The organism is Lysobacter sp. K5869, from assembly GCF_018847975.1.
Taxonomy (GTDB): domain Bacteria; phylum Pseudomonadota; class Gammaproteobacteria; order Xanthomonadales; family Xanthomonadaceae; genus Lysobacter.
This window is the reverse complement of record NZ_CP072597.1, coordinates 1,033,564-1,047,658: the sequence shown is the minus strand read 5'-3', so window position 1 is coordinate 1,047,658 and position 14,095 is coordinate 1,033,564. Positions and strand designations below refer to the sequence as shown.

The following is a 14,095-nucleotide window of genomic DNA, read 5'->3' as shown; positions in this document are numbered from 1 at the left end:
CGGTGCGGCCCGCGATGGATGGCACACTCGGCTTCTGACGCCCATCGCGGCGGGCCGCGGCAACCTGAATGCTTGACAAACGCGGCCCGCTAGCGCGTTCTATCCGGCGTGCGCCCGGCCCCGTATCGGACGGGGACTCGCGTACTTCAGGGGAGCTTTTATCGATGATCGCCAATAACGACCGGCACTACAGCCGGCTGTCCGCTGTGAAGCAGGTGTCCGCCGTGTTCGCGCTCGGATGCGCGCTGGCGGCCTGCGGTAAGAAAGAAGAGGCCGCCCCGGCCGCGCCGGAGCAGGCCGCGCCGAGCGCCGCCGCGCCGGCGGTGAACGCGGGCAACGCCGTTTCGGCCAAGGTATCGGCGCTGACGGTGGACCAGCTGCGCGAAGCCGCGCGCAAGGCGTACGCGGAAAACCGCCTGTACGCGCCGGCCGAAGACAACGCGGTGGAGTACTACCTGGCCCTGCGCGAAAAAGCGCCGGCCGATGCGGTGGCCTCCAGCGCGCTGACCGACCTGCTGCCGATGACGGTGATCGCCACCGAGCAAAGCATCGGCCGCGAGGATTTCAGCGAAGCCCAGCGCCTGTCGGCGCTGATCGAACGCGCCGATTCGCAGCATCCGGCGCTGGCCCGGCTCAAGGCCGCCATCGCCAGCGCCCAGCAGGCGGTGACCAAGCGCGCCGAGCAGGAAAAGCTGACCGCCGAGGAACAGGTGCGCAAGCAGGCCGAGCTGGAGAAGCAGCGTCAGGCCCAGCAGCAGCAACAACAGCAGCAGGCCGCGCAGCAGCTGGCGACCCAGCAAGCGGCCGAGCGTCAGGCCGCGACCCAGCGCGCCGCGGAACAGCGCGCCGCCGAGCAACGCGCGGCCGAACAGCGCGCCTCGCCCGCGCCCACCGCTGCCGCGCCGGAACGTCCGGCCCCGGCGCCGGCGCCGAGCGCACCGGCGGCCGCCGCCAGCGATCTGCGCGCTGTGTCCACGCCGGCGCCGCGTTACCCGCCCGAAGCGCTGCGCGCCGGCACCTCCGGCGAGGTCCAGGTCGAGTTCACCGTCGGCACCGACGGCTCGGTCACGGCCGCGCGCGTGGTCCGCGCCAACCCGGCGCGCGTGTTCGATCGCGAAGCGGTCAACGCGGTGCGCAAGTGGCGCTTCCAGCCGGTGCCCGCGCCGGTCACCACGCGCCGTACGATCGGGTTCAATCCGGGCGGTTGATCGCCGCGGGTGGAATCGAAGCGAAACGGAAAAGCCCGGCGCGAGCCGGGCTTTTTCTTTGTCGGGTTTCGTCGATGTGAGGTTTGCGACTGTAGGAGCGGCGTGAGCCGCGACCGCGAAACCTCGGTTGCGTCGTAAGCGCGGTGTCGCGGTCGCGGCTTACGCCGCTCCTACACGGCTGCGAGGGATCAGCCGGAAATCGCCAAGCGCTCGTTGTGATAACGCCGCACCGCCGCGATCCACAGCAGCGCCGCCAGCCCGAAGCCGCAAGCCAGATACACCACCCAGATCTGCCCGTTGATCGCCTCGCCGCGGATCACCTTGAGCAGCAACTGGTTCTGCGCGAGGAACGGCACCGCGAACTGCCACAGCTGGGTCTTGAGCGGATTGACCATCAGCACGAAGGTCGGCAGCAGCGGCAGCAGCATCAGCCAGGTGACGTGGCTCTGCGCTTCCTTGAGGCTCTTGGCCGCGGCCGACAGATAGGTCAGCAGCGCGGTGCCGATGAACGACATCGGCAGCAGGATCAGCAGCATCTTGCCGATCGAGTACAGGCTGACGTCGAGCATGCGCCCCACGCCGCTGCTCATCTGCGCGCTGAGCTTGAACGCGAGCAAAGTCAGCAGCAGCGAGAACAGGCCGAGCACGCAGGCCGCGGCGATCTTGCCGCTGACGATGGCCGAACGCGGGGCCGGCGTGGCCAGCAGCGGCTCCAGCGATTGGCGTTCGCGCTCGCCGGCGGTGGCGTCGATGATCAGGAACGCGCCGCCGGCGAAGGAGGTCATGATCAGCAGGTACGGCAGCAGCGCCGACAGCACCAGGCCGCGCTTGGCCTCGGCGGTGGCGACGTCGCGGTCGGCGACGTTGACCGGCTGGATCACGTTGGCGGAAATCCCGCGCGCCAGCAGCCGCAGCGCACCGACCTGACGGCTGTAGCCTTCCAGCGCCGCGTGCAGGCGCCGCGCGGGAATGTCGGCGTCGCGGCGGGTGCTGTCTTGCACGATCTCCACCAGCGCCGGCTGCCCGGCCTTCCAGTCCTTGGCGAAATCGGCCGAGACGATCAGGCCGACGTCGTGGTCCTGGTTCTGCACCGCCGCGTCCAGATCCTTCGGCGCGGGCACCGCGACGATGTTCTGGGTGGCGAGGAACTTGATCAGGTTCGGTGCGTGTTCGGCGCCGACCACCGGCACCTTGAGCGCGCTGTCGAGTTGGGTGCGGGCGCGGTTCTCGGCCAGCGAACCCATGCCGAGCATCAGCAGCGGATACAGCAGCGGGCCCATCAGCAAGGTGATCGCGAGGGTGCGGCGATCGCGCGAGATGTCGCGCAATTCCTTGCGCACCACCGACCAGAACGCGGCGAAAGGATTCACGTTCATGCGTGCAGGCCCTCGTCGCTGCCGATCGCCTTGACGAAGGCGTCTTCCAGATTGTCCTCGCCGGTTTGCGCGCGCAGTTCGTCGGCGCTGCCGGCGGCGACGACCTGTCCCTTAGCGACGATCACGATGCGGTCGCACAGCGCCGCCACCTCTTGCATGATGTGGCTGGAGAAGATCACGCAGCGTCCTTCCTCGCGCAGTCCGCGCAAAAAGCCGCGCATCGCGCGGGTGGTCATCACGTCCAGGCCGTTGGTGGGTTCGTCCAGGATCACGTTGCGCGGGTCGTGCACCAGCGCGCGGGCGATCGCGGTCTTGGTGCGCTGGCCTTGCGAGAAACCCTCGGTCTGGCGGTCGAGGATGTCGCCCATGTCCAGCGCACGCGCGAGCTCGGCGGTGCGCTGTTCGATCTGAGCGCGGGTGAGCCCGTGCAGTTCGCCGAAGTAAGCGATGTTCTCGCGCGCGGTCAGGCGCTTGTAGACGCCGCGCGCGTCGGGCAACACGCCCAGCGCGCGCCGCACCGCGGCCGGATCTTTGGCCGCGTCGACGCCGTCCACGCGCACTTCGCCGCGGTCGGGACGCATCAGGGTGTAGAGCATGCGCAGGGTGGTGGTCTTGCCGGCGCCGTTGGGGCCGAGCAGTCCGGTGATCTCGCCGTCGCGCGCCTCGAAGTCGACGCCTTGCACGGCGTTCACGGTGCCGGTCTTGGTCTTGAAGGATTTATGCAGGTCGTGGGCGGTAATCATGGTTACACGCTATGAGAAGGGGGGAATGAGGGGAAAGAGGGGAACAGGGAATGGCGGGGTCGGGATCGCGGGTGCGATCGCGGGGGACTGAGAGCGCGAATCGGTTCCGAGCCGACCTCGCCATTCCCTGTTCCCTTCTTTCCCCTCATTCCCTTTCGCTCAGCTCTCGCCTCACGGCTCCCACCCCGTGAAAGAGACGAACGGCGGCACGTAGCCCAGCGAATCCAGGCAGCGCGCGTCGAGCTTCTTGGCGTCGGCGGTTTCCAGGAACTGGCCGAGCAGCTTGGGCGCGCAGCCCACGCGCAGCGCGCCGTGGCCTTGGCCGCGCAGCACCAGGTGGCGGCCGTTGGGCAGGTTCTTGAGCACTTGTTCGCCGTAGCGCGGCGGCGTCACCGGATCGAGTTCGCCCGACAGCAGCAGCACCGGCAGGTTCGAGCGCAGCGGTTCGTGGAAATTCTTCGGCCGCGCGCCGGTCGGCCAGACCTTGCACTGGGCCTTGAGCGTGTCGGTCATGGCGTTGCCGAGCACGGTGTCCTTGTCGGCCGGATCGGCGACGAACAAGTCGGCGTCCTCGGCGCAGGTCACCGACAGCTGCATGCCGTAGTTGAGCTCTTCGCTGAGCTGGCCGCCGATCATCTTGGACAGCGCCAGCAGCGGCGCGTGGCGGCCCTGGTCGGCCTCCGACAGCACCAGCGGCAGCAGCGAGGCGGCCTCGGGCTGGTAGGAGAACATGCGCGTGAGCATCGCCACGTGGCCGGCGGTGACGCGCTCGCGGCGCGGCTCGCCGGTGGACGGATCGCGGTAATCGACTTCGACCGGGTCGGCCTGCAGCCGCGCCATCAGCCGGCGCAGCTGCTCGCGCGGGTCGGCGCCGAAGCGCGCGCGGCAGGCCGGCGTCTGCTGGCACAGCTTGAATTGCTGGGCCAGCGCGGCGTCGAGATTGCGCGCGTGTTCGCTGCCCAGCACCAATTCGTTCGGCGCGACGCCGTCGAGCACCACGGCGCGGGTGTGCTGTGGATAACGTCCGGCGTATTGCTGGGCGACGCGGGTGCCGTAGGACACGCCGACCAGATCGACCTTGGCCGCGCCGACTGCCGCGCGCACCGCGTCGAGGTCGGCGATGGCGTCGGTGGTGGTGAAGTAGCGCGCGTCGACTTTCAGGCCTTGCGCGCAGCGGCGCACGGCGTCGATCGAGGCGTCGAGTTGGGCCGCTTCGTCCTGGCCGGCGTCGTCCTCGGGCACGGCCTCCGCGCAAGTCAGCGGCGCGGATTTGCCGGTGCCGCGCTGGTCCACCAGCAGGATGTTGCGGCGCTTGCGCACGTCGCGGAAGGCCGCGTCGATCAACGGCCACGACGAGGTCGCCGCTTGCCCGGGGCCGCCGGCGAGGAAGAACACCGGGTCGTCTTCGGCCGCGCTGCTGTCGGTGGCCGGCAGCCAGGCGAGGTTGAGTTCGATCTTGCGGCCGTTCGGATCGGCGTGGTTTTCCGGCACCGCGTAGCGCGCGCACTGGGCCGCGATGGTGCTGGTGGCGAACGGCGAGGCCAGGGTGCACGGCTCGAACGCGATCGCGCCGTAGCGGCGCTTGACCGCGCCGCCGTCGCGCTCGGCGTTGGCGCCGCCGCCGCAGCCGGCGAGGGCCATGGCCGCGAGCGCGGCGGCTAGCGCGAAGGCCGCGCGCCGCGGCCGGGGGTGCTTCCAATCGATGGGCATGTTCCGTGATCTCGTCGCCAGGGCGGTTGCGCCTGCAAGAATGACAGACCCCGGTGGCGGGAAGAATGTGACCACTCGAAGTGGACGAAATTTAATCCGCGCCGCCGCTGCCCGAAGCCGCGCCACCGCCGGCCCAAAAACATCGGGCCCGAAAGCCCCTCCCGCTCCGCGCGGAAGAACCTCTCAGGCCCACGTTTCTTGCGGGTGGCTACCCCCGGCTCACTTCGACGAAACGTACTTCTCCCGCCGGATCTGCGGCACCGCCAGCCCATAGCCCTTCAAGGCCTCGAAGCAAGCATCGACCATGTTCGGATTGCCGCACAGATAGGCGATGTCGCCCGAGCCCTCCGGCGCGAACTCGGCCAGGAACTGCTGCACATAGCCGTGGCGCACGTCCGGATGCGGGTCCGCCGGCAGCTCGCGCGAGAAGCACGGCACGAAGCGGAAGCCCGGCACGCGTTCGGCGAAGGCGCGGAACTCGTCGCCGTACAACAGTTCTTCCGGCGTGCGCGCGCCGAACAGCAGCACCACTTCGATCCCGCGCTCGCGGATCTGCTGTTCGAGCTGCGGCAGCATCGCCCGGTACGGGGTCACGCCGGTGCCGGTGGCGATCAGCAGGTAACGGCGGTTGGCGTCGGCCGGCATCAGGCAGAAGCGGCCGAACGGGCCGCTGGCCTGCACCGCGTCGCCGTCGTTCAAACCCTCGAACAACGCGGTGGCGGCGCCGCCGGGCACGTAGCTGACCGCGATCTCGACCGTTTCGCCCGGACCCAGCGCGTGGTCGTGGATGGTCGCCAGCGAATAGCTGCGCTTGGTCGCGGTGCCGTCGGCGTATTGGAAGTGGACCTGGATGAACTGTCCGGGGATGTAGTCCAGGGGCTCGCCGTCGTCGCGCTGGAACACGTAGTGGCCCACGGTCGGCGCCAGCATGCGGCGCGAGACGAGCTTGAGCGGGAATTGCTTCATACGGCACGGTTCTCGGTGGTCGACCGGCCGGAGCCGGGCGCGGAAGGGGCGGCCGACCGCGCCGCGAGGCGGACGAAGGGGCCGGCTGTGCGAAGTCGGGCCGGATCGGGCGCTCGGGCGCGGCCGCAATGCCGGGATTTCGCAACAGACTGTGGCCGGAGTGCCGCCACGGGGCCGCCTATACTAAGCCATTCGCCGCGAGGCCCGCGGCCAGCGACCGAGACCTTCCCGCAATGACCCAGCCAACGGCCCCCGCCACGGGCCCACGTCCGGCTTCGGCCGGCACCGCCACGGTTAGCGCCGCCGCGGTCCCCGCCCTGCGCGTGCGCGACCTGCGCAAAACCTACGACAACAAGGTCCAGGCGCTCAAAGGCGTGTCCCTGGACGTGGCCGAAGGCGATTTCTTCGCCCTGCTCGGCCCCAACGGCGCCGGCAAGTCCACCTTGATCGGCATCGTCAGCTCGCTGGTCAACCTCAGCGACGGCGCGGTGGAGATCTTCGGCACCGACCTGCAGCGCCGCCGCGATCAGGCGATGCGCCTGATCGGCTTGGTGCCGCAGGAAATCAACTTCAACATGTTCGAGAAGCCGCTCGACATCCTGGTCAACTACGCCGGCTTCTACGGCGTGCCGCGCGCCGAAGCGCTGGCGCGCGCCGAGGAAGAGCTCAAGCGCGCGCAGCTGTGGGACAAGGCCGACAAGATGAGCCGCACGCTGTCGGGCGGCATGAAGCGCCGGCTGATGATCGCCCGCGCGATGATGACCCGCCCGCGCTTGCTGATCCTCGACGAACCCACCGCCGGCGTCGACATCGAAATCCGCCGCGGCATGTGGAAGACCCTGCGCGAGATCAACGCCGCGGGCACCACCATCATCCTCACCACGCATTACCTGGAAGAAGCCGAGAGCCTGTGCCGCAACCTGGCGATCATCGACCAGGGCCGGATCGTGCAGCAGGGGCCGATGAAGGCGCTGCTGGCGATGCTCGACGTGGAAGGCTTCCTGCTCGACATCGACGGCGTGCTGCCGGCCGCGCTGCCGCAGATCGAAGGCGCGACCCTCGCGGCCACCGACGACCACACTTTGGATCTGGAAATGCCGCGCGCGATGGATCTCAACCGCGTGTTCGCCGCGCTCGGCGAGGCCGGCATCCGCGTGCGCTCGATGCGCACCAAGTCCAACCGCCTGGAAGAGCTGTTCGTGCGCATGATCGCCCAGCCTTCCGCCGCCGCCGGGAGCGCCGCATGAGCCGTCAGATCCAATCGGCGAACCCGTCGGAGATTTCGCCCGCGCGCCGCAACCTCACCGCGCTGGGCACCATCGTGCGCCGCGAAATCACCCGCATCCTGCGCATCTGGGGCCAGACCCTGGTGCCGCCGGCGATCACCATGACCCTGTACTTCCTGATCTTCGGCGGCCTGATCGGCTCGCGCATCGGCGACATGGGCGGTTACACCTATATGGAGTTCATCGTCCCCGGCCTGGTGATGATGAGCGTGATCCAGAACAGCTACGGCAACATCTCCTCGAGCTTCTTCGGCGCCAAGTTCGGCCGCCACGTCGAGGAGCTGCTGGTCAGCCCGATGCCGAACTGGGTGATCCTGTGGGGCTACGTCGCCGGCGCGGTGCTGCGCGGGCTGATGGTCGGTGCGATCGTGCTGCTGATCGCGATGTGCTTCACCTCGGTGCGCATTCCGCATCCGCTGGTGACCTTCACCACGGTGCTGCTGGGCGCGACGATCTTCTCGCTCGCCGGTTTCATCAACGCGGTGTACGCGAAGAAGTTCGACGACGTGGCGATCGTGCCGACCTTCATCCTGACCCCGCTGACGTATCTGGGCGGCGTGTTCTATTCGGTCAAGCTGTTGCCGGCGTGGGCGGAGGCGGCGACGCACGCCAATCCGATCTTCTACATGGTCAACGCGTTCCGTTACGGGTTGCTGGGCAGCAGCGACGTGCCGCTGTGGGTGGCGTACGCGTTGATGTTGGCGTTCGTGGTGGCGTTGTCGTCGCTGGGCTTGTGGTTGCTCAAGCGCGGCGTGGGCCTGCGCAGCTGACCTGTCCCGCTAGCCCCCTGTAGGAGCGGCGTAAGCCGCGATCGCGAAAACGCAACAACGACGAGCCTCGCCCATCGGCAGCAACAGCAACCAACATTGCTGTTGCTGTTCGCTCGGACGTAACCCTACCCGAGGTCACCGTTGCGCAGCCCCGGAGGGCGCGCGCATGGATGCGCGCGCGCCATGGGTCAGGATGACCCTTATGGCGCGACCCCGCGCCCGGTGCTGGACCTAGTGGCTCTTGATTCGAAAACGGGGAAAGCGCCTTTCTTTGGTTACTTTCTTTGGCAAGACAAAGAAAGTAACTCGGCCGCTTGCGGACGAAAGCTTTAAGCGTTTGATCTTCGCTTGTCGTCGTACGCCTCTTGCCAGAGAAAGCGTAAGCAACATCAAAATGGATTCCGGCTTTCGCCGGAATGACGGAGTGTGAGTTGCGCTTCTCGCAGATGGCGGACACCCCGCCCACCGTCATTCCGGCGAAAGCCGGAATCCATTTTGACTTTGCCGCTGGTTTTGCCTTCAACGCAACAACGAGTGACGACAAGCGACAATCCAAAGCGTTCCGTCCGCAAGCGGCCGGGTCACTTTCTTTGTCTTGCCAAAGAAAGTAACCAAAGAAAGGCGCTTTCCTTGTTTTCGAATCAAGAGCCACTAGGGCTCGACGTGGCGCGGGGCCGCGCCATAAGGGTCATCCTGACCCATGGCGCGCGTGCGCATCCATGCGCACGCCCTCCGGGGCTGCGGGGCGTGTGCTTGGCTTGGGGATGCGTCAAAGCGAAGAGCGGCAGCAACAGCAAAATGGATTCCTGCTTGCGCAGGAATGACGGGGCGGTGGGGCGTGTCGATCGGAAGGAAGAACGATGCTGGTCGCGCATAACTGAACCGCATTCCCCCACCATTGACCCTTCCTGCACCCGCCCCGCGTTACAACCATGCCCGCCCGCACCGGCATGCCCGCCCGCACCGGGCGTAATCGCCCCACCAAGGAGTTCCCCATGCGCCTGATGCCCCTCGCCGCGATCGCCTCGCTCGCTCTCCTCGCCGCCTGCACCGCGCCGGATAAGGCCAAAGACGCCGCCGCGCCGGCACCGGCCGCCGATGGCGCCGCATCGGCCACCGCGCAGCCGGCCGCTCAATCCGATCCGTCCGCGCAGCCGTCCGCCAAGATCGGCGCCGATCAGGTCGGCAAGCTCAGCCCGGTGCCCGCGTTCAAGGGCTTCGGCGAACACTGGAGCATCGACATCCAGTCCACCGGCGAGATGAACCACAAGGTCGATCTGACCTGGGGCAGCGGCAGCGAGAAGGCCAGCGGCACCGCGCGCTACAACGGTCAGCCGGCCGATGCGCCGAGCACGCTGATCGTGCTCAGCGGCGAGTTGAAGACCAAGGACGGCGCCAAGTCGATGGTGATCGAGATCAGCAAGCAGGAGTGCATCGACGACGGCGACAACAAGCACATGCAGTCGGTCGATGTGACCGTCGACGGCATGGACAAGCTCACCGGCGGTTGCGGCGATCTGGCCGTGTACTGATCGCTCGCGCGACGCACGAAGAAACGGCCCGCACTGCGGGCCGTTTTCGTTTTCGCCGGATTCTTCTAGCCGGGATCCTCTTGGCCGGATCCTCGCGCGCGTCTTCAGCCGCGCGCCATGCGCCCGTGCAGCCAGCGCACCAGCAACCACGAAGCGACCGGCGCGATCAGCAACGCCGCCACCACGGCGATCACGCGCGCGGCGAGGTTCCAATCCTCGCCGCCGAGCACGGCCGGCAACGAACCCAGCACGATCAGCACCGGCGTCAGCAGCGACGACAGCAACGCCGGCAGCGCGCCGGAGCCGCGCCGCACCGGCGCGATCAGCGCGGTCAGCGCGTGCACCGCGCCGATGCCCAGGCCGACCACGCTCATGCCGGCGCGCTGTTCGCCGTCGCCGAGCGAGGTGAACGCCGCGGCCGCGGTCTGCACCAGCAGCGCGACGCCCGCGCCCAGGCTCAGCGCGATCAGCGCGCCGATGACGCGGCGTTGCCGCGAAGTCCACTGCACCGGCACCGCGCCGCGGCCGCCGAGCCACCACGCCAGCGGCAGCGCGATCAGATTCACCGCCACCACCTTGAGCGCGCCGAACGCCGCGGCCCACGCGCTCAGCGTCTGCGCGCCGAACCGCTGGGCCAAGCCCGGCATCAGCGGCGTTTGCAGCAGCGACCATGCCACGCCGAGGCCGAAGATCAGCACCAGCGCGGCGAGGATGCAGGCCCACGGCCGCGCCGGCACGCCGCGGCGATCGGTCAGCACGCAGGCCAGCGCGGCGATGAAGCCGATCAGCGAGCCGATCGAACACAGCCACTGCGCCGCGTTCAAACCCGCGCTCTGCGTCGCCGGCGAGGACAGCGCCGCGACCAGCACGAACGCGCCGGACAACACGAACACCAAGGTGGACAGGGCCAGCGGAACGAACGCGGGCGAGCGGTTTTCGGCGAGGGCGGTCGGCATGGGCGCGGGCGGATAAGGGCGGGAAGGCAGCGCGACAGGGTAACGGGTTCGCCTCGCTGCCGCGCCGCCGAGGCCGGCGCGGCGAGCCGGCAAGAGCGCCTACGCGACGACTCGCTCGCGACGCCGGAATCATCGATTGGCTCCATCATAAATCGAGTAAATCGAGCCAACAAAGGAGCCAATATTTTGCCGCATTCAGCGCAATCCTTAACGAATCTTGCTGGATGCCTGTTGCATTCAGCCCGTTTATGTCTTTAAAAATCAACAAGTTAGCAAGAGTAAACATTTTGTTACGTTTTTTTGTTGCATCGGCCACCGACCCCGACCTACTAATGAGATTCCCGTGGCGCAAGGCCACGGATGACTTTTCGGGGGAAAACTCATGCAAACGACTCACCGTCGCGGCGGGGTGCCGCGCCGTTCGCCGCTCATGCTGGGCATCTGCCTGGTTCTGGCCGTTCCGGCCGCCCTGGCTCAGCAGCCCGCGCCGGCCGACCAGCCCGCCGCGGAGAAAGCGGCCGATAAGCCGGCCACCAACACGACCGATCTGGACCGCCTGGTCGTTACCGGTTCGCGCATCCGCCGCGCCGGCTTCGACACGCTCGAACCGGCCACCGTGGTTTCGAAGGACTACATCGCCGCGCGCGGCATCACCAACGTCGCCGACGCGCTCAACGAAATTCCCGGCTTCGGCGTCGGCATCACGCCCGAAGGCGGACAGGCGACGTTCGGCACCGGCGTCAACTTCGTCAACCGCTTCGGCATCGGCAGCGCGCGCACCTTGACCCTGGTCAACGGCCGCCGCTTCGTCACCAGCGCGCCGACCACGCTGTTCGGACCGGCCGCGCCGGGCCTGCAGGTCGACCTCAACGCGATTCCGACCGCGCTGGTCGAACGCGTGGAGAACATCGCCATCGGCGGCGCGCCGACCTACGGCTCCGACGCGATCGCCGGCGTGGTCAACGTGATCCTGCGCAAGAACTACGAAGGCGTGGAAGCCGGCGTCAGCTACGGCGTCACCGAGCAGGGCGACAACGAGCGCTACAACGCCTGGGCCTTGGTCGGCGCGAACTTCGACGACGGCCGCGGCAACGTCACCTTCTCGTTCACCTACGACGACAGCAAGGGCGTGCTGCAGCGCGATCGCGACTTCTTCCGCGCCGGCTACTTCAACGCCGCCAACCCGTTGGCCGCGCGCATGGCCGCGCTGTTCCCGGGCCGCACGCCGGCCAACGACGGTCGTTACAACCCGAACATCCCGTTCAACACCGGCAACAGCGACGGCATTCCCAACGGCGTGCTGATCAAGGACCGCCGCATCTGGTCGACCCCGTTCGGCGGCCTGATCTCGCCGGTCAGCGGCGCGTTCAAGCCCGGCACCGACAACATGATCGCCAACGGTTTCGGCCCCGGCGGCAACACCGTGCTGGCCTTCGACCGCAGCGGCAATCTGGTGCCGTACAACCAGGGCATTCCGTTCTCGGCCACCGATTCCAGCGGCGGCGACGGCATCAGCCTGGTCGATGCCGGTCAGGTGATCTCCGACCTCAAGCGCATGTCGGTCAACACCACCGCGCGCTGGGGTCTGACCGACCGCATCGACGTGTTCATGGAAGGCTCGTTCTACTCGGCCGAAAGCACCGAGCTGACCGACCAGTGGGCCTACAACTCGCCCTTGTTCGGCGGCGCCAGCTCGATGCTGCGCTTCCCGACCAGCTACGCGCTGCTGACCGATCAGGCCCGCGCCAAGCTGCAAAGCCTGGGCGTCACCTCGTTCAACCTCTCGCGCGCTTCGCGCGATCTGATCACCAACAACGGCAGCGGCACCACCGAGTTGGGCCGGATCGTGTTGGGCCTGGAAGGCGACTTCGACATCGGCGAGCGCACGTTCTACTGGGAAGCCTCGGCCAACTACGGCCGCAGCGACTCGCGCGCGTACGGCACCTCGCTCAATCAGCAGAACTTCGTCAACGCGCTCAACGTCGTCAACGTCAACGGCCAGATCGTCTGCGCCGGCGCGCCGGTGGCCGGCGTGGTCGTGCCCGGCGGCGTCACCGCCAAGCCCGATCCGAACTGCGTGCCGCTGGACCTGCTCGGCGAAGGCCGCCCGAGCGCCGCCGCGCGCCAGTACGTCACCACCCGCACCGCCTCGCAGGCGCTGCAGGAGCAGGAGGTGTACAACATCAACGTCTCCAGCACCCTGTTCAATCTGTGGAGCGGGCCGCTGCAGTACAACATCGGTTTCGAACACCGCAAGGAAAGCGGCCTGTTCGATCCGGGCTCGTTCCTCGAGCAGGGCCTGGGCCGTTCGGTGCCGATCACCCCGCTGCAGGGCCAGTACACCACCAACGAGTGGTTCGGCGAGTTCGTGCTGCCGCTGGTCAACCCCGAGCGCAACTTCATCGGCCTGCGCAAGCTGGACGTGATCGGCAAGTACCGTCAGGTCGACAACTCGATCAACGGCAAGTTCGACACCTACACCTACGGCCTGCAGTGGAAGCCGTTCGAGGACCTGGAAATCCGCGGCAACTTCACCCGTTCGCTGCGTTCGCCGGCGATCACCGAAGCCTTCCTGCCGCAGGCGACCTCGTTCCAGTTCGTCACCGGCGACCCCTGCGACGCGCGCTTCATCAACAGCGGCGCCAACGTCGCCAACCGCCAGCGCAACTGCCAGGCGTTCTTGAACTACTACGGCCTGACCAACTTCACCTCCAACGCCAACGGCGCGTCGATCCAGGGCATTTCCGGCGGCAATCCGAACCTGCGCAACGAGTCGGCCGACTCCTACACCTACGGCTTCACCTGGGCGCCGTCGTTCGCCGAAGGCCTGACCGTCACCGCCGACTACTACAACATCAAGATCAAGGACGTCATCAGCAGCCTGACCGCGTCCGACATCGCCACCGCGTGCTTCGACGCCGCGGACTTCAACGCCGGCGACGTGCCCAACGCCAACTCGTTCTGCAGCCGCATCGTCCGCAACGCGCCGGGCAGCACCGCCGGCGCGGGTCAGGCGACCACCTTCATCAGCGGTTTCGTCAACGGCAAGTCGCTGACGATGGAGGCCTACTCGACCGAGATCGCGTACCGCTTCGACACCGACCGCTTCGGCCGCTTCGCCTTCGGTCTGACCGGTTATTTCCCCAAGGAACTGACCGTCGACGTGACCGGCGTCGCGCCGAACCCGTCGGCCGGCGAGATCGGCACCTCCAAGCGCCAGTACCAGCTCAGCGGCGCCTGGGAGATGGGCAAGTGGGGTCTGAACCTGACCGGCAACTACCTCAGCAGCGCCGAGTTCAACGTGCTCAACACGCCGGAAACCCGCGACATCCTCAAGGTCGGCGATTACTGGCTGTTCAACGGCGGCGTGCGCTACCGCATCAACGATCACGCCCTGCTGCGTTTGGCGGTGACGAACCTGTTCGACAAGGAACCGCCGTTCCCGGCGCAGACCTCGGCCGACTCGTTCTCCACCTACGATGTGCTCGGCCGCCGCTACAACCTGGCGTTCGAGTGGAAGTTCTGACGCTGTACCGCGAAGTGTAGGC

Annotated in this window: 11 protein-coding genes; 5 read left to right on the top strand and 6 right to left on the bottom strand. The window is 67.7% G+C overall.

All coding sequences use genetic code 11. The annotated features are described in order from the left end of the window. Positions 1 to 164 precede the first annotated feature (164 nt). Positions 165 to 1,208 carry an energy transducer TonB gene (locus J5226_RS04510; protein WP_215838669.1) on the top strand — a complete coding sequence of 348 codons (1,044 nt, stop codon included), beginning with the start codon at positions 165 to 167 and terminating at the stop codon, positions 1,206 to 1,208. Between the two features lie 188 nt (positions 1,209 to 1,396). On the opposite strand, the gene J5226_RS04505 is transcribed toward J5226_RS04510, so the two are convergent. The 4 genes from J5226_RS04505 to J5226_RS04490 form a co-directional block, all read right to left on the bottom strand. Beyond that, entirely contained in the window at positions 1,397 to 2,584 is a 1,188-nt protein-coding gene (locus tag J5226_RS04505; RefSeq protein WP_215838668.1) for an ABC transporter permease, read from the bottom strand. Continuing rightward, complete coding sequence (locus tag J5226_RS04500) at positions 2,581 to 3,327, bottom strand: ATP-binding cassette domain-containing protein (protein WP_215838667.1); 747 nt, start codon at positions 3,325 to 3,327, stop codon at positions 2,581 to 2,583. Before J5226_RS04500 ends, J5226_RS04505 begins: the two co-directional genes overlap by 4 nt. A 171-nt stretch (positions 3,328 to 3,498) precedes the next feature. Further along, entirely contained in the window at positions 3,499 to 5,037 is a 1,539-nt protein-coding gene (locus tag J5226_RS04495; RefSeq protein ID WP_215838666.1) for an alpha/beta hydrolase, read from the bottom strand. A 219-nt stretch (positions 5,038 to 5,256) separates the two neighbouring features. Then, complete coding sequence (locus J5226_RS04490; RefSeq protein ID WP_215838665.1) at positions 5,257 to 6,003, bottom strand: ferredoxin--NADP reductase; 747 nt, start codon at positions 6,001 to 6,003, stop codon at positions 5,257 to 5,259. 323 nt (positions 6,004 to 6,326) lie between these two features. Between J5226_RS04490 and J5226_RS04485 the strand changes: the two genes are divergently transcribed. From J5226_RS04485 to J5226_RS04475, 3 genes are all read left to right on the top strand, one after another. Further along, positions 6,327 to 7,250: an ABC transporter ATP-binding protein gene (locus tag J5226_RS04485; RefSeq protein ID WP_255322993.1), complete on the top strand. Its 924-nt coding sequence runs from the start codon at positions 6,327 to 6,329 to the stop codon at positions 7,248 to 7,250. Beyond that, positions 7,247 to 8,059: an ABC transporter permease gene (locus tag J5226_RS04480; RefSeq protein ID WP_215838663.1), complete on the top strand. Its 813-nt coding sequence runs from the start codon at positions 7,247 to 7,249 to the stop codon at positions 8,057 to 8,059. Before J5226_RS04485 ends, J5226_RS04480 begins: the two co-directional genes overlap by 4 nt. 995 nt (positions 8,060 to 9,054) lie before the next feature. Then, on the top strand, positions 9,055 to 9,591 hold the full coding sequence (locus J5226_RS04475; protein ID WP_215838662.1) for a hypothetical protein: 537 nt from the start codon (positions 9,055 to 9,057) through the stop codon (positions 9,589 to 9,591). 104 nt (positions 9,592 to 9,695) lie between these two features. On the opposite strand, the gene J5226_RS04470 is transcribed toward J5226_RS04475, so the two are convergent. Further along, positions 9,696 to 10,547, bottom strand: a complete 852-nt coding sequence (locus tag J5226_RS04470) for a hypothetical protein (RefSeq protein ID WP_215838661.1) — start codon at positions 10,545 to 10,547, stop codon at positions 9,696 to 9,698. A gap of 145 nt (positions 10,548 to 10,692) precedes the next feature. Then, the gene (locus J5226_RS04465; protein ID WP_215838660.1) at positions 10,693 to 10,905 is read right to left on the bottom strand and encodes a hypothetical protein; all 213 of its coding nucleotides are present in this window, start codon (positions 10,903 to 10,905) and stop codon (positions 10,693 to 10,695) included. A 24-nt stretch (positions 10,906 to 10,929) separates the two neighbouring features. On the opposite strand from J5226_RS04465, the gene J5226_RS04460 reads away from it, so the two are divergent. Further along, on the top strand, positions 10,930 to 14,073 hold the full coding sequence (locus J5226_RS04460; protein ID WP_215838659.1) for a TonB-dependent receptor: 3,144 nt from the start codon (positions 10,930 to 10,932) through the stop codon (positions 14,071 to 14,073). Positions 14,074 to 14,095: the final 22 nt, after the last annotated feature.